The following is a 19,029-nucleotide window of genomic DNA, read 5'->3' on the forward strand; positions in this document are numbered from 1 at the left end:
TACAGCTCTAAACAGATGCCCGATTAAAAAGCCTGCACAGGTCTTCCGCCACTCCGGGGGGCACCATGTGACGCACATCGCCGCCAAAGCGAGCCACCTCCTTCACCACTGAACTGCTCAGGAAGCTGTGGTGCACAGCAGTAGCCAGAAACAGGGTTTCCACCTGGGGGGCCAGGCTTTTGTTGGTGTGGGCGATCTGCAATTCGAATTCAAAGTCGCTCAGGGCCCGCAGGCCCCGCAGAATCACCTGGGCCTGGCAACGACTGGCGAAATCGACGGTGAGGCCATCAAAACTGCCCACTTCAACCCCCGGGAGATGGGCCGTGGCAGTGCCGATCTGCTCCAGTCGCTGCTCGAGGCTGAAGGCCGGCTGTTTGCTGGGGTTCTGCAGCACGGCCACCACCACGCCATCAAACAGGCGTGCTGCCCTCTCGATCAGGTCGAGGTGGCCCAGGGTGAGGGGATCGAAGCTGCCGGGGTAGAGGGCGCGCATCGGGCCAGCCTATGGGTGCCCGGGGCGTTTCTAGGGTGGGTGTAGTTTCCCGAGCCCTTGCCGCCATGGCCCTTAACACCGCCCTCAACGCTGAAGCCAAGAAAACCCTGCTGCGCAAAATTCCCCATGGCGTGTTCATCTGCGGCGTAGCTGAGGGGGATGAGGTCAATGGCTTCACCGCCAGCTGGGTGACCCAGGGCTCCTTTGAGCCGCCATTGGTGGTGATGGCTGTGCGGGCCGACAGCACCAGCAACGGCATCATTCAGCGCACCAAGAAATTTTCCCTGAACGTGCTTGCCGCTGACCAGAAGGACCTGGCCGCAGTTTTCTTCAAACCCCAAAAAGGCATGGGCGGTCGCTTCGATGCAGCACCCTTCAGCCTCGGTGAGCTGGGCTTGCCGATTCTCGACAACGCCTTGGGGGCGGTGGAATGTGAGCTGGTGGGTCAGGTGGCCCATGGCGACCACACCGTGTTTGTGGGCGAAGTGAAGACGGCCACCCTGCACCGCGATGGTGCTGCCCTTGAGATCGGCAGCACCGGCTGGCAATACGGCGGTTGAGCTTGCCCCTGCTGCAGCAACCCGAACGCCTCAAGGTCCGGCTTAAGGAGGTGCCCTCCGAGCCGGGCTGCTATCTGCTGCGCGACGCCAGCGATCGCATCCTCTATATCGGCAAGGCCAAGGTGCTGCGCAATCGGGTGCGCAGTTATTTCCAAAGTGGTAGCGGCCATGGCCACAGCCCGCGCATCTCCCTGATGGTGCGCCAGGTGTGTGAGATCGAATTCATCGTCACCGACAGTGAAGCCGAGGCGCTGGCGCTTGAATCCAACCTGATCAAGCAGAACCAGCCGCATTTTAATGTGCTGCTGAAAGACGACAAGAAATATCCCTATCTCTGCATCACCTGGAGTGAGGCCTACCCGCGCATCTTCATCACCCGGCGGCGGCGGTTTCGCTCGCCCCTGGATCGCTTTTACGGGCCCTATGTGGATGTGGGCTTACTGCGCCGCACCCTCACCCTGGTGAAGCGGGTTTTTCCGCTGCGCCAGCGACCCCAGCCGCTCTACAGGGAGCGCACCTGCCTCAACTACGACATCGGCCGCTGCCCAGGCGTGTGCCAGGAAAAGATCAGCTCCGAGGCCTACCACCTCACCCTGCGCCAGGTGGCGATGGTGTTTCAAGGGCGCAACGAGGAGCTGCTTGAGCTGCTGAATGAACAGATGGGTAAATACGCCGAGCGGCTTGACTTCGAGAGCGCCGCGCGGGTGCGCGACCAGCTGCAGGGCATCGACACCCTCACCGCTGACCAGAAAATGAGCCTCGGCGACAGCTCGGTGAGCCGTGATGTGGTGGCATTAGCCGCGGATGAGCGGGTGGCGGCGGTGCAGCTGTTCCAGATGCGGGCCGGCAAGCTGGTGGGGCGGCTTGGCTTCACCGCTGATGCCGTAGGCGCCGATGGCCAGCCTTTGGAGCCCGGCCGCATCCTGCAGCGGGTGGTGGAGGAGCACTACAGCCAGGTGGAGCCGGTGGAGATTCCCCCCGAGCTGCTGCTGCAGCACGCCTTACCCCAGCAGCCCCTGATTGAGGAGTGGCTGGCGGAGCGCCGCGGCCGCAAGGTGAAACTTGCCGTGCCCCAACGGCAGCAGAAAGCCGATCTGATCGAGCTGCTGGAGCGCAATGCCAGCTACGAGCTGCAGCGGGCCCAGCGTGGCGCCGAGCAGCAACTGCTGGCCACTGAAGACCTGGCCCAGCTGCTGGAGCTGCCAACCCCCCCCCGTCGCGTCGAGGGCTACGACATCAGCCACATCCAGGGCAGCGACGCCGTTGCCTCCCAGGTGGTGTTTATCGATGGTCTGCCGGCCAAGCAGCACTACCGCAAATACAAGATCCAAAGCAGCTCGATCCGCTCCGGCCACTCCGACGACTTCATGGCCATGGCCGAGATCATGCGCCGCCGCTTCCGCCGCTGGGCCCAGGCCAAGGCCGAGGGTGCCGACTTGGGCGAGCTCAGGCGGGCCACCAACACCACCCTCCACACCGCTGGCCTCAATGATTGGCCCGATGTGGTGATGATCGACGGTGGTAAGGGTCAGCTCTCGGCGGTGATGGAGGCCCTGCGGGAGCTGAATTTGCACGAAGAGCTGGTGGTGTGTTCCCTGGCCAAGCAGCGGGAGGAGGTATTTATGCCAGGGGCCAAGCAGCCCCTGGAGAGCGAGCCCGACCAGCTGGGTGTGCAGCTCCTGCGCCGCCTGCGCGATGAGGCCCACCGTTTCGCTGTGAGCTTCCATCGCCAGCAGCGGGGCGAGAGGATGAAGCGCTCGCGTCTCTCCGATATCCCCGGCCTGGGACCGAAACGGGTCAAGGAGTTATTGGCCCACTTCCGCTCGATTGATGCCATCCAGTTGGCCAGTCCAGAGCAGATCGCCGCTGCCCCGGGAGTGGGGCCGGCCCTGGCCCGCCAGGTGTGGGATTACTTTCATCCGAGTGACGAGCCCGCCGGCGAGGAGTTGGCCAGTTGAGGCGTCTGGCTTCCCTGCTGCTACTGCCCTTGGCCCTGGGGCTGATGCTGTTTTTTTCACCTGCCCTAACGCCGCCGGCCCTTGGCGCCCCCGGCATCTGCGTTGGGCCCGTCTGTGGTGATGAGATCCACCGCAGCGCTAAGCATCACTGGCAGCTGCGGCTGCGGGTAAACGACCAGCAGGGTCAGCATGAGCGTCTGGTGGTGGATTGCCGCAATGGGGTGCTCAGCCCCCTGGCTGGTCCGGTGGAGCGGGGCTATGCCGCGGCCGTAGCCCGCCGTGCCTGCCGTCTGGCTGGGGAGGCCTAAGTGTGATTGGCATCTGGGTGCTGGGCGACCAGCTGGACCCCCTCCAGGCAGCTTTGGCTGCCCACACCCCCGCAACCGCCCGGGTGCTGCTGATTGAGAGCAGCTCGGTGCTGCAGCAACGCCGCTATCACCGCCAGAAGCTGGTGCTGGTGTGGAGTGCCATGCGCCACTTCGCGGCCGAGTTGCGCCAGCGGGGGTGGACGGTAGACCTGCTTGAGTCCCCGACCTTTGCTGAGGCGCTGAAGGATTGGCTGGCTGAGCACGAGATCAGCGAGCTGCACCTGATGGAGCCAGCCGAGCGCCCCTTTCGTGAAGCGATTGAACAGCTGCCCCTGCCTGCGCCCCTGGTGTGGCACCTCTCCAATGCCTTTCTATGGAGCCGGGATGATTTCGGCGCCTGGGCTGCTCCCTACAAGCAGCTGCGCATGGAATTGTTCTACCGGGAGGGCCGCAAGCGTTTTGGCGTGCTGATGAGCGATGACGGCCAGCCGCTTGGTGGCCAGTGGAACTACGACCAGGAGAATCGCAAGGCACCGCCCAAGGGGCTGGTGGGGCCAGAGCCCTTGGTCTTTGAGCCCGATGCAATCACCCTGGCCGTGATTGCCAAGGTGGACCAGCTGGCCCAGGAGCTTGAGGCCGCTGCAGAACCTGGCTTACCAGGGATTAGTGCGCCGTTCGGCTGGGCAGTTACCCGCAGCCAGGCGCTGGCGGTGCTGGAACATTTCATCGATACGCGGCTCGATGGCTTTGGCCCCTTCCAGGACGCCATGGTCAGCGGCCAGCCCACCCTGTGGCACGCCCTGCTCTCCCCTTATCTCAACATTGGCCTGTTGCAACCGCTTGAGGTGATCCGCCGGCTGGAGCAGGCAGGCCTGGAGCGGGGTACGCCCCTTGCCTGCCTTGAAGGGGTGATTCGCCAGATCCTGGGCTGGCGCGAATACACCCACGGCCTTTACTGGTGGTTTGGCGCCGACTATCCCGCCCGAAATCACTTCGGCGCTAATCGTCCGTTGCCCGAGTGGCTGGAGCAGCTGGGCGGCAGTGGCATGGCCTGCATGGACACGGTGCTGGCCGAGCTTGAGTTCAACGGCTACGCCCACCACATCCAGCGCTTGATGGTGCTAGCCAACTACGGCTTGATCGCCGGCCTCGATCCCCAGGCCTTCACCGCCTGGTTTCACCGCATGTTTGTTGACGGCTACGACTGGGTGATGCAAACCAACGTGCTCGGCATGGGGCTGTTTGCCGATGGCGGCATGCTGGCCAGCAAGCCTTACGCCGCCAGCGGTAATTACATCAATCGGATGAGCAGCTACTGCAAGGGCTGCCGCTACAACCCGAAGCAGCGCACTGGAGCGGATGCCTGTCCCTTCAACTCGCTCTATTGGGATTTCCTGGCTCGGAACCAAGAGGGTCTGCGCCGCAATCACCGCATGGGGCTGGTGATGAAGCAGCTAGAGAAGATCCCCGCCGACGAGCTGGCGGCGATCCGGGCCACCGCTTCAGCCCACTGACCGCTTCAGCCCTAGCTTGTGAGCCCCTGCTTGAATTGCCGCCATGCCTTTATTGACCCTGAGCTGGCCCGCCGAGGCCTACCTCTGGTTCAAGACTCTCCACATCGTGGGGGTGGTGGTGTGGTTTGCCGGGCTTTTCTATCTAGTGCGGCTGTTCATTTATCACCGCGAGGCTGAGGAGCTGGAGGAGTCCCTGCGGCCGGCTTTCCAGGCTCAGTACGGCTTGATGGAGCGCCGTCTGGCCAACATCATCACCACCCCCGGCATGGTGGTCGCATTGGTATGTGCGGCTGGCTTGCTGAGCGTGAATCCCGCCTGGCTGCAGCAGGGCTGGATGCACGCCAAGTTGGCCTTCGTGGCTGCCCTGCTGGCCTACCACGCCTTTTGCTATTTGTTGATGGGCCAGCTCAACAGGGGAGTCTGCAGCTGGAGCCCTAAGCAATTGCGGGCTCTAAACGAGCTTCCCACCCTGCTGCTGGTGATCGTGGTGATGCTGGTGGTGTTCAAAAACCAATTCCCCACTGGTGCTGCCACCTGGTTCATCGTGGCCTTGGTGGTGTTCATGGCCGCTTCGATTCAGTTCTATGCCCGCTGGCGGCGGCTGCGGGCGGAGCGGTTATCCCCGAGTGCCTGATCCCCCGGTGCCTGATCACCCCTTGCGGCAGGTGCTCCGTCAGCTGACGCCGGCCTGCTGCCCTAGTCGGGTCAATTTCCACTGCCACACCATCTGCAGCGACGGCAGCCTGAGCCCCCTTGAGCTGGCCCAGCAGGCCCTAGACCTCGGCCTGGAGCACCTGGCCATCACCGATCACCACAGCCTGGCCGCCCACGGGCCTGCCATGGAGGTGTTTGAGGCGGCGGCTAGCGAGGGTCGTGCCGTGCCCAGCTTCTGGCGAGGGGTGGAAATCAGCTGCTTACTCGAGGGTTGTTTGGTGCATGTGCTGGTTCTTGGTTTTGATGCCGATCACCCCAGCCTTGAGCCCTATCTGCAGGGGCGGGCGCTGGTGGGGCCAGCGCTCCAGGCTGAGGCGGTGCTGGAAGCGGGGCACCAAGCGGGGGGCCTGCTGCTGCTTGCCCATCCCGCCCGCTATCGCCTGCCCTTCCAGCGGTTGATCGCCGCAGCCGATCGTCTCGGTTTTGATGGCGCCGAGGCGTGGTACGACTACCAGATGCAGCCGCGCTGGACACCAACGCCTCTGGTGTGCGATGCGATTGCCGCTGAGTTGCAGCAACGTGGTCTTTTGATGAGTTGCGGTACCGATACCCATGGACTAGCGCTTCTCGGCCGCTAGGGTTTGCTAACGCTTACCCCTGGCAGACGATGGGTTTGTTTGATCGCCTGTTCGCTACCCGCACCGGCAACGCCACCGCCCCGAAGACCCCCCAGCCCAAGAAGGAGGTCGAATCCTTCTTCCTCGATGCTGACGCTTCCAGCAGCATGGGCAACGTTGATTTCATGCGGCGCTCCAACACCATTCGCCGCACTTTCCCGGGCACGGCTGACAGCCCCGGCAATAAGGAGATGGTGGCTGAGGTGGCTTCGATGGAGTCGCGGCTGGAGCGGGTCTCGGAAGGCTTGGGTGGCCAGAGCAGCCAGCCTGAACAAGCCATTGATCTCACCGGCGGTATCCCAAAACCTGTCAAGAAGACCTTCGCCCAAACCATGTCCCAGGCGGAGCTTGATCAGCGCAAGAAGGGTTCTGCCATGGGCGTGAATGTGCCTGGTGGTATTGCAGCGATCAAGCAGGAGCAGGCTCAAGCTGGCGCCATGGGCCAGAGCCAGCCCCAGATCAGCCAGCAGGCCAGCGGCAAAGCTGGCGCCATTGATCCCTTCAAGCAGATGGTCAGAGATCTCAATAGCTAAACAACCTGGCTGGGTTTCCTTAGCGCTGCTCAATTAGACTTTCGCTGTCAAGAACCAGCTGGCGCAACTGCTCCAGCTGGTTTTTTTGTGCCCCTTCCCATAGACCCCTGTTGTGGGCTTCCAGTAGCCGTTCAGCCATGTCGCGCAGGGCCCAGGGATTGCTCTGCACCAGGAAATCACGCACTGTCTGATCCCCGAGCCACTGGTCGCAGATGGCGCCGTAGCCCCAGTCAGGGACTCGGCCGGTACTGGCGTCGTAGGCAAACAAATAATCGAGGCTGGCAGCCATTTCGAAGCCGCCTTTGTAGCCGTGGCCTTTCATCGCTTCGATCCAGCGGGGGTTGAGTACGCGGCTGCGCAGAACCTTGTCAAATTCCCGCTCCAGCCGGTGCAGCCGAGGCCGGGCAGCTCGGGAATGGTCGCCAAACCAAAGCGCTGGGCGCTGCCCTGAGACCCGCTCCACAGCCGCACTCAAGCCTCCCTGAAACTGGTAGTAGTCGTCGGAGTCGAGCAGGTCGTGCTCCCGGTTGTCCTGGTTGTGCAACACCACCTGAACCGCCTTCAGCCTCTGCTCCAGGCCGCTCCGGTCGGCCTGGGCTTCGATTTCAGCCTGCCCAGAAGCCCCGGCCTGGCTATCGTAACGCCAGCTGCTCCAGTTCAAAAAAGCCTCGCCCAGGTCAGCCCGCTCCTCCCAGTGGCCGCTGTCGATCAGGCCCTGCAGTCCTGCTCCGTAGGCGCCTGGCGCTGAGCCGTAGACGCGGGCGCTGTGGCCTTCGCGGCGATAGGCGGCGGCGAGGGGGTTGTCTTCTTCTGGCTCGGTTAGAGCGGCTACCAGTTCAGTGGCCCGGTTAACCCACCCCACCAGTTGGGGGAAAGCGTCGCGGAACAGTCCTGAGATGCGCAGGGTCACGTCCACCCGGGGACGGCCCAGCAGGCTGAGGGGAATCACCTCCAGATCCACCATGCGGCGGGTGGGTCCATCCCAAACCGGTCGTACGCCAAGAAGGGCTAGGGCTTGAGCGATGTCTTCGCCGCCATTGCGCATCGTTGCCGTGCCCCAAACCGAGAGGGCCAAACTGCCCAGGTGCTCCCCCTGCTCCTGTAGGTGCAGTTCCAGCAGCAGTTCGGCGCTGCGTCGGCCCAGGTCCCAGGCCGCTTCAGTGGGTAGCCCGCGCAGGTCGACGCTGTAAAAATTGCGCCCCGTTGGCAGCAGGTCTGGTCGGCCGCGGGTGGGGGCGCCGGAGGGTCCTGCGGCAATGCGCTCGCCCTCCAGGCCCCGCAGGAAGGCTTCCCGCTCGGCACGGCCGCAGGCCAGTAGTGGGGGCATCAGGGCCTGGCGCAGGTGCATCAGCGCCTGCTGCAGCCTGGGTCCAGGCAATGGCGAAGGCTTGGCTTGGCTTGGTTGCTCACCGGCCAGCTCCTGCTCCACCAGGGTCAGAGCTTGCGCCTCCAACAGCGCTACCCCATCTCCCACCAGGCGCGGCAGCTCTCCGCCAAAGGCGGCCTGGAGCCGTTGCTGGTCAGCCTGGGCCAGGGGCTTGCCGTCTTCATCGCCCCAGGGGTCGAAGCTGAGTTGGAGGTCTTGTGCCAGGGCCTGGGTGAGGCCGGGTTGCGCTGCCAACGGACAGCGGGCCAAGCAGAGCAGCAACTCCGCCAGGCGACCGGGCTCCGGCAAGGTGCCGAAGGTGTGAAGCCCTAGACGGATCTGGGCCTCCTTGAGCTCGCAGAGGTAGCCATCGGCAGCATCGAGCCGGCTATCAAGCTCCGCGCCGCCGCCGAGGGGTAGCTCCAGATTCTCGAGCTGCTCGGCCAGGGTCTGGCGCAGGGGGCCGGCCCGTTCACTGCCGAGCTGACATGCCTCCCAATACTCATCCAGCAAAACCTCAAGTCGTTGCAGCGCCCCATGCAGGCCCGCCCGTCCGAGGGGCGGTGTCAGGTGATCGAGGATTACTGCCTGGCTGCGTCGCTTGGCCTGGGAGCCCTCGCCTGGATCGTTGACGATGAAGGGATAAAGGTGAGGCAGCGGCCCTAGGGCCCACTCCGGAAAACAGCTGGCGGACAGCCCCAATCCCTTGCCAGGCAACCATTCCAAATTGCCGTGCTTGCCCACATGCACCACCGCATCGGCGCCGAACTCTTGGCGTAGCCAGAGGTATTGGGCCAGGTAGGCATGGGTTGGGGGCAGATCAGGACTGTGGTAACTGAGGGCCGGATCCCTGTCGTAACCGCGGTCAGGCTGGATCAACACGCTCACATGCCCCAGCTGCAAGCCCCGGATCGGGAAGCCGGCTGCAGCTCCGGCGGCGCTAACCAGAGCGACATCGAGTTCAGGCGGCCCCCACACCGCCTCGAGCCTTTGGCGGCCCTCGCTGGGGAGGCAGGCATACCAGGCCTGGTATCTGGCAAGGGGCAGCAGGGTCAGGGCGGGTCGGTGCTCGCTTTCCGGATCGTTGCTGCGTCCAGCCAGCAGCATCTGGATCAGGGCCTCGCCATCGACAGGCACTCGACCCTCCAGCTTGTAGCCAGCCCCGGCCAGCCACTGCAATATCAAGGCCGTTGAGGCCGGCGTATCGAGTCCAACACCATTGGCGAGGCGGCTGTTGCGGGTTGGGTAATTGGCCAGCACAAGCGCAACTCGGCGTTCGGCGGCTGGGGTCTGGCGCAGGCGGATCCAGTTGGCACAGAGCTGGGCGATCCAGGCCAGCCGCTCCGGATCCGGTTGGTAGCGCTGCAGGGCCGAGGCAAGACTCTCGCTGGCACCCACGGTCTCCTTAAAGGCGCCAATGCGGGTAGTGAGCCGCCCGTCCAACTCTGGCAAGGCCACTTGGAGGGTGAGGTCGGTTGGGCCCAAGCCGATGCTGCTGGTCTGCCAGCGGCTGCGGGGCTGGCTACTGCAAAGCAGCTGCAGCACCGGCACACCGAGTTGCTCCCATAGCGGCGCCCCTAGTCCGGCTTCCTCAAACTGCACAGAGGCAAAGGAGGTGCTGCACAACACGGCCTGAACTCCTTCCCGCTGCAGCAGGTCGGCCACACCCCGCTGCACCGCCCGATCCCGTAGGCCGCTTACCCACAGCGCCCGCGGGCATAGTCCCGCCTGGCGCAGGGCTAGCAGGGTGGCGTCCATCATGGCCAGGTCACCGGCCTGCAGCAGGGCCCTGTAAGCGATCACGCCTACGCGAGGGCCTTGCTCCTGCTGCCAGTCATGGGGTAGTGGATCGGCGAGGGGCTCGGCTCGTGGCGGCGCTGGGGACCGACCTTCAAGCAGACCCTGCAATACCTGCAGCACCTGGCGCAGGTTGGCCGGTCCCCCCTGCCGCAGGCAGCGGGCCAGGCCGATTGCTAATTCAGGGGCGACAGTGCCCAGCTCCGCCAGCACCTGCTCCTCATCAGCCGTGCCAGCCAGCACAAGCAATTGCCGCTCAGGGGCTGAGCCTGCCCAGCTCTGGAGCTGCTCTAAGCCGTAACTCCAGTGGCCCCTGCTCCCCAGTAATCGCACAACCACAAGCCGGGCGTGGCGCACCGTGGAATTGAGGTAGTGGTCGATCTGGGCCGGGTGAGCCAGGGCAGCCAGGTTTAGGCCGCGCAGCTCCGCTGTCAGCAGCTGAGGTTCCCGCTCAAGCAATTGGTCAATCGCCAGCAGGTCGGTGTCGGCACTACTGAGCAGCAGTACAGGCGCGGCAGGCTGCTCCACCAGAGCGCCGATATCGGCTGCTGCTCCTCCCCCAGGTACCGATGCCAAGCGATGCATCGCCCCATCCTGCTTGCTGCGGTGAGAAGATCGGTTCAACTCGGCCCAAGGCCGCCGCGCCAGCACAGCCCGCTTCGCCCTCACCATGCACCAGTTCCTGCCCTACGCCTGGTTCGGTGGCCGATGCGTGCCCTTTGCCGAAGCCACCCTGTCGGTGGCCACCCACGCCCTCCACTACGGCACTGGAGCCTTTGGCGGCATGCGGGCCCTGCCCAATCCCAGCGACCCGGCTGAGATTCTGCTTTTCCGCGCCGATCGCCACACCCGCCGCCTCAGCCAGAGTGCCAGGTTGCTGCTCACTGAGCTAGCCGAAGAAACCATTCACGACGCGATCGTGACCTTCTTGCGGGCAAATAAACCAACCTGCCCGGTTTATTTGCGCCCGTTTGTGTACACCAGTGATTTGGGTATCGCACCCCGGCTGCACAACATTGAGACCGACTTTCTCATCTACGGACTGGAGCTGGGCGACTACCTCTCTCCGGAGGGTGTGAGCTGCCGCATCTCCTCTTGGACCCGCCAGGAAGACCGCTCCCTGCCCCTGCGCGGCAAGATCAGTGGCGCTTACATCACCAGCTCCCTGGCCAAGACAGAAGCTGTAAAAAGCGGTTTTGATGAGGCCCTGCTGCTCAATAGTCGCGGCAAGGTGAGTGAAGCCAGCGGCATGAATCTTTTTATTGTTCGAGATGGCGTACTTATCACCCCCGGGGTTGATCAGGACATCCTTGAAGGCATCACCCGGGCCAGCGTGCTGGAACTGGCCCAGGCCATGGGCATCCCCACCCTGGAGCGTCCTGTCGATAAGAGCGAGCTGTTTGTGGCCGATGAAGTGTTCCTCAGTGGCACCGCCGCTAAGGTCACTCCGGTGCGCCGGGTGGAGACCACCGACATGCCTGGCCAGCGGCCGGTAATGACCGCGATTCGCGAGCGCCTAACGGCAATCACGGAAGGCCGCGATTCCGCCTATGACCACTGGGTAACCCGGATTCGCGTAGACGGTTGATCAACATGACTGCGGCAGTAGCACCCCAGCCGGTTCAGCGAATCGGCTTTCTTGAGCGCCTGCATGGGCCTGAGCGGCCGGTGCTGGTGTTCGACGGTGCGACAGGCACCTCGCTGCAGCAGATGGATCTGGGCCCCGATGATTTCGGCGGCGCTGCCCTTGAGGGCTGCAATGAAAATCTGGTTTTCACCCGTCCCGATGCGGTGCAGGCAGTGCATCGCCAGTTTTTGGAGGCGGGCTGCGATGTGATCGAAACCGACACCTTCGGGGCCACCTCGCTAGTGCTGGCTGAATACGACATCGCCGACCAGACCTTTGCCCTCAACAAGAGGGCCGCAGAGCTGGCCCGCGAAGTGGCCGCTGCCTACTCCACCCCAGAGAAGCCGCGCTTCGTGGCTGGCTCCATGGGGCCGACCACGAAACTGCCGACCCTGGGCCACATCGACTTCGACACGATGAAGGCATCTTTTGCTGAGCAGGCCGAAGGGCTGCTGGCGGGAGATGTGGATCTATTTATTGTCGAGACCTGCCAGGACGTGCTGCAGATCAAGGCGGCCCTGCAGGGCATTGAGGACGCCTTCGCCAAGACCGGCCAGCGACGGCCGTTGATGGTGAGCGTGACGATGGAGACCACCGGCACAATGTTGGTCGGCTCCGATATAGCTGCGGTGGTGGCAATCCTGGAGCCATTCCCGATTGATGTGTTGGGGCTCAACTGCGCCACGGGACCGGAGCAGATGAAGGAGCACATCCGCTATCTGAGCGAGCACAGTCCGTTTGTGGTGAGCTGTATCCCCAATGCCGGCCTGCCAGAGAACATCGGCGGTGTAGCCCACTACCGCTTGACACCGCTCGAAATGAAGATGCAGTTGCTGCACTTCGTTGAAGATCTAGGTGTGCAGGTGATCGGTGGCTGCTGCGGCACCACCCCTGCCCACATCGCCGCATTGACCGAGTTGGCAGCCGAGCTGCATCCAGCTGCTCGACCTGTCCGCACCCCCCAGACCCAGCACGCACGCCCCCTGCTGCAGGGTGAGCCTGCCGCGGCCTCGATCTACAGCACCACGCCCTATTACCAGGACAATTCCTTCCTGATCATTGGTGAGCGACTTAACGCCAGCGGCAGCAAGAAAGTGCGCGAGCTGCTAGCTGAGGAGGATTGGGATGGCTTAGTGGGAGTAGCGCGGGGTCAGGTGAAGGAGAACGCCCACGTGCTCGACGTCAACGTCGATTACGTCGGTCGCGATGGTGAACGGGACATGCATGAGCTGGTGAGCCGTCTTGTCACCAACGTCAACCTGCCGTTGATGCTTGACTCCACTGAGTGGCAGAAGATGGAGGCCGGGCTCAAGGTGTCCGGTGGTAAATGCATCCTCAATTCCACCAACTATGAAGATGGTGATGAGCGTTTCTTCAAGGTGCTGGAGCTTGCCAAGGCCTATGGCGCCGGGGTGGTCGTGGGCACCATCGATGAAGAGGGAATGGCACGCACAGCGGAGCGCAAATTTGCCATCGCCCAGCGCGCCTACCGAGACGCGGTTGAGTTTGGAATTCCTGCTCATGAGATTTTCTACGACCCCCTAGCCCTACCGATATCCACGGGCATTGAGGAAGATCGGCTTAATGGTGCGGCCACGATTGAGGCAATTCGCCGCATTCGCACCGACTTACCAGGGGTGCATGTGGTGCTGGGCGTCAGCAACGTGAGTTTTGGACTGTCGCCGGCGGCCCGGATCGTGCTCAATTCGGTATTTCTGCACGACTGCTGCGAAGCCGGCATGGATGCGGCGATCATTAGTCCTGCCAAAATTCTGCCCCTAGCAAAGATCAGTCCAGAGCATCAGCAGGTGTGCCGCGATCTGATCTACGACCGGCGTCGCTTTGAGACCAATGAGCCGGGTTCTATTTGCAGCTACGACCCTCTGACCGTTCTCACCACCTTGTTTGAAGGGGTGAGCGCCAAGGAGGCTAGGGCCTCAGGCCCTTCTCTTGCCGACCTAAAGGTGGAGGAGCGTCTCAAGCAGCACATCATTGATGGTGAGCGAATTGGGCTTGATGCCTCCCTAAACGAAGCGCTTGCTACTTACCCGCCACTGCAGATCATCAATACCTTTTTGCTCGACGGTATGAAGGTGGTGGGCGAACTCTTCGGCTCCGGCCAGATGCAATTGCCCTTCGTACTCCAGAGCGCTGAAACCATGAAGGCTGCGGTAGCCCATCTAGAGCCCCACATGGAAACGGCCGAGGGAGAAAGCTCGGCCAAGGGTAAATTCCTGATCGCCACTGTTAAAGGTGATGTGCATGATATCGGCAAAAATCTTGTAGATATTATTCTCACCAATAACGGCTATGAGGTTGTCAATCTAGGCATCAAGCAGAGCTGCGAGGCTATTATCGATGCCCAGCAGCAGCATCAGGCCGACTGCATCGCCATGAGTGGCCTGCTGGTGAAGTCGACTGCCTTCATGAAAGATAATCTGGAAGCCTTTAATCAGGCTGGTATTGCTGTGCCGGTAATACTTGGCGGAGCAGCCCTTACGCCTAGGTTTGTTAATGGTGATTGCCGGGCCGCCTATCAAGGTCAGGTTATCTACGGTCGCGACGCATTTGCCGACCTGCGTTTCATGGACGCCCTGATGGAAGCAAAAGCAGCCGGTGCCTGGGACGACCTTCAGGGTTTCCTTGGACCGATTCCGGAGGGGCTTGGCATCGCTTCCCCTGAGCCCCCCGCAGAAGAGTCTGCCAAGGCGGATGGTGCAATTGCAGCCGTAGCTATTTCCACTACAGAAGCCACTACAAAAACCACTTCAAAAGCTACTGTCAGCGCCGAACCAAATGATCAGCGCTCTACGGCTGTGGCCGAAGAGAGCGCCCTTGAGCCACCTTTTTGGGGTAGCCAGGTTTTGACTGAGCATGAGATCGACCTGCAGGAAGTATTTGCCTACCTAGATCGCAACGCCCTGTTTGCGGGCCAGTGGCAGCTGCGTAAGACCCAGCAGCAGAGCCGCGAAGACTACGAAGCAATGCTGGCCGAGAAGGCGGAGCCTGTTCTGCAGCAATGGATGGGGCGCTGTCTAGAGGAGCGCCTGCTTTCACCCAGGGTGGCCTACGGCTATTTCCCCTGCGGCCGTAGTGGCAACGCTGTGGTCTTGTTTGATCCTGCTAAGCGCCAGCAACAACTAGGACGCTTTGAACTGCCCCGCCAGCGCTCAGGCAACCGCTATTGCATCGCTGATTTCTACCGCGATCTCGTTATCTCAGCCGATGGCTCGTCGCTGCCAACCGATGTGTTGCCGATGCAAGCCGTAACCATGGGCGAAGGCGCCACCAGCTTTGCCCAGCAGCTTTTCAAAGCCGATCAATACACCGATTACCTCTATTTCCATGGACTCGGAGTCCAGATGGCTGAGGCTCTGGCCGAATGGGTGCATGCGCGCATCAGGCGTGAGCTTGGCTTTGCTGACCCCGCCGCGATGCCGCTGCGCGACGTGCTGGCCCAGCGCTATCGCGGTAGCCGCTATTCATTTGGTTATCCCGCCTGCCCAAACGTGGCCGACTCCCGTCAGCAGCTCGCCTGGCTCGGTGCTGAGCGGATTGGTCTGTCGATGGATGAGAGCGACCAACTCGAACCAGAGCAGAGCACCACTGCCCTGGTGGCCCTAAACAGCCAAGCCCGTTACTTCTCCGCCTGACCAGGGGGGCGGCGGCTTCTAGCCTGGCCAATCACCTTGCAAAACGGCTATGGCCATTGCCGGACCTGGCGGCGTTGATGCCGCAATCGCCTCGGGCATCGACCTGGATGGCACCCCGATCCCCTCAGAGATGATCGCTCTCTACACGGAGGTGATGGATCTGGAAAGCCAGCGGGCCCGCAGCGGCGTCAAGAAATCAATGCGCAATCGCATCGTCAAGACAGGCTCGAAGCATTTTGACCAAGCCAGCCTTGATGCCCGGCTTAAGGCTGCCGGATGGGATGGCTTGAAAGCTAAGGAGATTGCTTTTTTCTACTCCTGAGCTCTAGCTGCACAGCTCTTCGAGAGCGTCGATCACCTCCTGCTGAAACTCCTCCAGGTTGGAGGAGTCGCTCAGGTCGATGCCTTCGCCGGCGGCGTTCTGGGTGAGTTCCTGGAAATGGAAAGCCCCTTCGCCGTGGGCGAGGAATTCCATGGCGGAGGGTTCACCGCTTTCTTTGTACGCGTCGCAGAGGGCCAGAAAGGCCGCGTCTTCGGTGAATTCCCAGCTCATGAAGGGGGCCGCGCTGAAAGACAGGGTGAACGCGCTCTTCGACCTTTAACGCCTCCCCCCCGGAATCCGTCAACCACCCAGCCCAACTTTGTGCGGGTGTGTTGCCTTTGACATAGCTCTGAAGCTTGACCTCAGAGCAGTGCTGCAACCTCCGAACTGCCTGGCCAGACTGGAGCTATCCACATTTTCCCCGGTTCCCGTGAGCGATTCCAGCCTGCCTGCTTCCGCTTCGCTAAATGTGCTGGGTGAACCCTTGGTGGTGTGCGGTTGCCAACCAATGACAGGTTGGTTCCGCGATGGTCATTGCCGTACAAATGCGGCCGACCTGGGTCGTCACAGCGTCTGCTGTGTCGTTAGCGATGCCTTCTTGCGCTACAGCCAGGCCCAGGGAAACGACCTCAGCACCCCGGCGCCTGCCTATGGCTTCCCCGGTCTCAAGCCTGGAGACCATTGGTGTGTGTGTGCGCCGCGCTGGCTTGAGGCCTACGAGGACGGTATGGCGCCACCTGTGCGCTTAGAGGCCACGGAGGATTCCGCTCTGGAGGTGATTTCCTTAGCAATCCTGCAAGCAAACGCTGCTTGATTTGAGAGCTACCAGGCGATTTGCTGCCCATCCCAGGCCCAGAACTGCCCAGTCTGTTGCGGCCCAAGCGCCGCCAATACGTTGAGCAGCTGCTGAGCAGCGCGCTCTGGACTGAACAGCCGATCTGGCGGCACACCGGCCTGGAAGGGGGCGGAGAGGCCCGTGGCCGTGGTTCCGGGGTGTAGCAGACTCACACACCCCTTTGGCTTTCTGCGAGCCCATTCCAGGGCCAGGGTGCGCAGCATCTGATTTTGGGCAGCCTTGGCGGCTCGGTAGGCGTACCAGCCACCAAGGTGGTTGTCGCCGATGCTCCCCACTCGGGCCGAAAGGCTGGCGAAATGAAATGGGTCTGCGGGGCTAAACAGGGATTCGATCGCCTGGGCCAGCAGCAGGGGCGCAAAAGCATTCACCGCAAAGCTGCGCTCTAGGGCCTGGCGATTCACCTGACTGAGGCGCTTTTCCGGGTAGAGCAGGGGCCCATGCAGCAGGCCGGCCGTATTGATCACCAGCCGCAGGGGGGGGCGATTCTCCAGGCTTGCTGCCAACGCCGAGAGGCTGGAGTCGTCGGTGAGATCCAGCGGTAAAAACCCGACCCCGCGCCACAGGGGATCCCCCGGCAAACGCCAGTCCTGGCGTGAGGCTCCCACAAGCTGCAGCCCCGGGGCGATTCGTCCCAGCTCCTGGAGCAGGGCCTGGCCGATACCGCCACACCCCACCACTAGGCCTGTGCCATGCCAGTGCTGCCAGGGCGAAGCTGAGCTCATTGCCACAAAAATTTCAGAGCTGAAGCCGCACCCATGGACCTGCCGCATGATGGCAGTGCCTACCTGCCTGCTGCTTCGGAGTCGATGGGCATTCGCATCGCCGTGTTGGGCCTGGGGGCTTGGGGGCAGACCCTGCTTGAGCGCTGGGGTCAGCAAGGTCACATCGTTACGGGTTGGTCCCGGCGCTCTGGCACCAATCCAGTGGAGCTGCTTGCCAACCAGGATCTGGTGGTTTCGGCGGTAGCCATGGCAGGGGTCCAGCCCCTGGCTGAGCAGCTGGCTCCCCATTGGCCCGCCGGATTGCCCCTATTGAGCTGCAGCAAGGGGTTGGATCTCCAGCTGCTGGCAACTGCCACCCAGCTCTGGTCAAACCAGTTGGCGGGTGCCCCCTTGCTGGTGCTGAGTGGGCCGAATCTGGCAACCGAGGTGCGCCAAGGGCTACCAGCGGCCAGTGTGATCGCAGCTGCGGATCAGGATCTAGCCCGCCGCTTTCAGCAACAGCTCAGCGACACTTCGCTACGGCTTTACACAAACACAGATCCGATTGGCACCGAGGCCGCCGGGGCACTCAAAAACGTTATGGCCGTAGCGGCCGGCATCTCCGACGGTCTGGCTTTAGGTGCGAACGCCAAGGCATCCCTGCTCTGCCGGGGCCTAGCCGAGATTGGTGTGGTGTTGGAGGGTTTAGGTGGTGCCACCAGCACTCTCTATGGCCTGGCTGGCTTGGGTGATTTGTTGGCCACCGCCAACAGCAGCCTCAGCCGCAACTATCGCTGCGGCGTGCTTCTGGCCGAGGGCTGCAGCGAACAGCAGGCAAGTGAGCGCATCTCAGCAACAGTTGAGGGTCCGCGCACGGCCAGAGCAGCCCTGCAGCTTGCAATCCGTAAAGGCTGGCATCTGCCGATCTCTGAACAGGTTGTGCTGGTGCTCGAAGGCCGCACCACCCCTGCCGCCGCCGTCAAGGCTCTGATGGAGCGCGATCTGCGGCCGGAGTGGCAGCAAGCATGAGCTTGCCTGGCTCTGCCGTCGTGCCACTTGTCGCCCTGCCAGCTGTGCTGGTTGAGGCTTTTGCTGATGGGCCCTGTTGCGGCAACGGCGCGGCCGTGGTGCATCTAGACCAGCCCATGGGCGATGTTGCCCTGCAGGCCATTGCCCGCAGTCTCAACCAGTCTGAGACGGCTTTTTTGCTGCAGCAGCAAGGCCGCTGGACGCTGCGCTGGTTCACCCCCAGCTGCGAAGTCCCCCTCTGCGGCCATGCCACCCTCGCCGCCCTGCTGGCCTTGGGCCACTGGCAGCAGCTGGCGCCCGGCAGGAGATTGGAGCTGTTCACCCGCAGTGGCCCCCTGGCGGTAGCCCTTGATGCCAGCGGCAGCTCAGGGCAGCTGGTGCTGCCCAGCGCTGGTCTGCTGCCGGCCGAGCCATCGCCAACGCTTATCCGGTTACTGCATGAACGTCTAGGAGCCTCACCCCTGGCCTACTGGAGCTCAGGCCTCGGTTATCGGGTGGCCTTGCTAGCGCCAGAGGTCGCGCTGGCCCAGTTGCCTGGCCTGGCTGCGGAATTAGAGGGTTCTGATCGGGCCGGCTTGGTGTTGATGCAGGCCATCGAGACCGCATCGATAAACGACGGTCCCTGCGTGCTTGGACGGCCAGCGGACTACCAGCTGCGTTTCTTCGCTCCAGGGCTTGGCATTGATGAGGATCCAGTTACTGGCTCTGCCCACGCGCTGGTTGCCCCTTTTTGGCTCGATCGCCTAGGCCGCTGCTCCGTAGTGGGTTGGCAGTGCTCGCCGCGGCCGGGGGGGTTGGTGTGCGATGGCGCTTCTTCGGGCATGATCCGACTTAGCGGTTCGGGCCATCTCCTTTGGAACGGCACATTGCAGGTGCATGCCGATGGCTCCGGAGCCGAGTCCTGGGCTTCCCTGGTCGCCTGCGCCTGAATCAGGGGTTACTCCAGAAAAGAGATTTACTCCCAAAGAGAGGACTACGCCT

The 19,029-nt window shown here is 62.7% G+C and carries 17 protein-coding genes; 13 read left to right on the plus strand and 4 right to left on the minus strand.

The genetic code is table 11. The annotated features are described in order from the left end of the window. Nucleotides 1-7: 7 nt before the first annotated feature. Nucleotides 8-493 (minus strand): pantetheine-phosphate adenylyltransferase, encoded by a 486-nt coding sequence (gene coaD, locus KBY73_RS08955; protein WP_254936751.1) that lies wholly within the window; start codon nucleotides 491-493, stop codon nucleotides 8-10. A gap of 65 nt (nucleotides 494-558) precedes the next feature. Here coaD and KBY73_RS08960 point away from each other — a divergent pair, with 65 nt between their 5' ends. Genes KBY73_RS08960 through KBY73_RS08990 form a run of 7 tightly spaced genes read left to right on the plus strand, consistent with a single transcriptional unit; the run spans nucleotide 559 to nucleotide 6,697 of the window. After that, on the plus strand, nucleotides 559-1,053 hold the full coding sequence (locus KBY73_RS08960; RefSeq protein ID WP_254936752.1) for a flavin reductase family protein: 495 nt from the start codon (nucleotides 559-561) through the stop codon (nucleotides 1,051-1,053). Next, on the plus strand, nucleotides 1,050-3,011 hold the full coding sequence (gene uvrC / locus KBY73_RS08965; RefSeq protein WP_261349707.1) for an excinuclease ABC subunit UvrC: 1,962 nt from the start codon (nucleotides 1,050-1,052) through the stop codon (nucleotides 3,009-3,011). Before KBY73_RS08960 ends, uvrC begins: the two co-directional genes overlap by 4 nt. A gap of 44 nt (nucleotides 3,012-3,055) precedes the next feature. Beyond that, nucleotides 3,056-3,319, plus strand: coding sequence for a hypothetical protein (locus KBY73_RS08970; RefSeq protein WP_254936960.1), 264 nt, complete (start codon nucleotides 3,056-3,058; stop codon nucleotides 3,317-3,319). Nucleotides 3,320-3,321: 2 nt separating this feature from the next. Then, complete coding sequence (locus KBY73_RS08975; RefSeq protein ID WP_254936753.1) at nucleotides 3,322-4,833, plus strand: cryptochrome/photolyase family protein; 1,512 nt, start codon at nucleotides 3,322-3,324, stop codon at nucleotides 4,831-4,833. A gap of 43 nt (nucleotides 4,834-4,876) precedes the next feature. After that, nucleotides 4,877-5,467 carry a protoporphyrinogen oxidase HemJ gene (gene hemJ, locus KBY73_RS08980; RefSeq protein WP_254936754.1) on the plus strand — a complete coding sequence of 197 codons (591 nt, stop codon included), beginning with the start codon at nucleotides 4,877-4,879 and terminating at the stop codon, nucleotides 5,465-5,467. Then, complete coding sequence (locus tag KBY73_RS08985; RefSeq protein ID WP_396096876.1) at nucleotides 5,418-6,125, plus strand: PHP domain-containing protein; 708 nt, start codon at nucleotides 5,418-5,420, stop codon at nucleotides 6,123-6,125. Before hemJ ends, KBY73_RS08985 begins: the two co-directional genes overlap by 50 nt. 29 nt (nucleotides 6,126-6,154) lie before the next feature. After that, a complete protein-coding gene (locus KBY73_RS08990; RefSeq protein WP_254936756.1) occupies nucleotides 6,155-6,697 on the plus strand; it encodes a hypothetical protein in 543 nt (180 codons plus the stop codon). Nucleotides 6,698-6,716: 19 nt separating this feature from the next. On the opposite strand, the gene cobN is transcribed toward KBY73_RS08990, so the two are convergent. Beyond that, complete coding sequence (gene cobN, locus KBY73_RS08995) at nucleotides 6,717-10,445, minus strand: cobaltochelatase subunit CobN (RefSeq protein WP_254936961.1); 3,729 nt, start codon at nucleotides 10,443-10,445, stop codon at nucleotides 6,717-6,719. A gap of 85 nt (nucleotides 10,446-10,530) precedes the next feature. Between cobN and KBY73_RS09000 the strand changes: the two genes are divergently transcribed. From KBY73_RS09000 to KBY73_RS09010, 3 genes are read left to right on the plus strand one after another with little or no spacing between them, the layout of a single operon-like run. Continuing rightward, the gene (locus tag KBY73_RS09000; protein WP_254936757.1) at nucleotides 10,531-11,448 is read left to right on the plus strand and encodes a branched-chain amino acid transaminase; all 918 of its coding nucleotides are present in this window, start codon (nucleotides 10,531-10,533) and stop codon (nucleotides 11,446-11,448) included. A gap of 5 nt (nucleotides 11,449-11,453) precedes the next feature. Beyond that, complete coding sequence (gene metH, locus KBY73_RS09005; protein ID WP_254936758.1) at nucleotides 11,454-15,140, plus strand: methionine synthase; 3,687 nt, start codon at nucleotides 11,454-11,456, stop codon at nucleotides 15,138-15,140. A 49-nt stretch (nucleotides 15,141-15,189) separates the two neighbouring features. After that, complete coding sequence (locus KBY73_RS09010; RefSeq protein WP_254931395.1) at nucleotides 15,190-15,462, plus strand: DUF4090 family protein; 273 nt, start codon at nucleotides 15,190-15,192, stop codon at nucleotides 15,460-15,462. A 3-nt stretch (nucleotides 15,463-15,465) separates the two neighbouring features. On the opposite strand, the gene KBY73_RS09015 is transcribed toward KBY73_RS09010, so the two are convergent. Continuing rightward, entirely contained in the window at nucleotides 15,466-15,693 is a 228-nt protein-coding gene (locus tag KBY73_RS09015) for a hypothetical protein (RefSeq protein ID WP_254936759.1), read from the minus strand. Between the two features lie 199 nt (nucleotides 15,694-15,892). Here KBY73_RS09015 and KBY73_RS09020 point away from each other — a divergent pair, with 199 nt between their 5' ends. Next, nucleotides 15,893-16,276: a DUF2237 family protein gene (locus KBY73_RS09020; RefSeq protein WP_254936760.1), complete on the plus strand. Its 384-nt coding sequence runs from the start codon at nucleotides 15,893-15,895 to the stop codon at nucleotides 16,274-16,276. 8 nt (nucleotides 16,277-16,284) lie between these two features. On the opposite strand, the gene KBY73_RS09025 is transcribed toward KBY73_RS09020, so the two are convergent. Next, a complete protein-coding gene (locus KBY73_RS09025; protein WP_254936761.1) occupies nucleotides 16,285-17,040 on the minus strand; it encodes an SDR family NAD(P)-dependent oxidoreductase in 756 nt (251 codons plus the stop codon). Between the two features lie 33 nt (nucleotides 17,041-17,073). On the opposite strand from KBY73_RS09025, the gene KBY73_RS09030 reads away from it, so the two are divergent. Beyond that, complete coding sequence (locus tag KBY73_RS09030) at nucleotides 17,074-18,048, plus strand: NAD(P)H-dependent glycerol-3-phosphate dehydrogenase (protein WP_254936762.1); 975 nt, start codon at nucleotides 17,074-17,076, stop codon at nucleotides 18,046-18,048. A 20-nt stretch (nucleotides 18,049-18,068) separates the two neighbouring features. Beyond that, on the plus strand, nucleotides 18,069-18,977 hold the full coding sequence (locus KBY73_RS09035) for a PhzF family phenazine biosynthesis protein (RefSeq protein ID WP_254936763.1): 909 nt from the start codon (nucleotides 18,069-18,071) through the stop codon (nucleotides 18,975-18,977). Nucleotides 18,978-19,029 lie beyond the last annotated feature (52 nt).

Origin of the sequence: Cyanobium sp. Tous-M-B4, assembly GCF_024345395.1 — a bacterium.
Taxonomy (GTDB): domain Bacteria; phylum Cyanobacteriota; class Cyanobacteriia; order PCC-6307; family Cyanobiaceae; genus Cyanobium_A.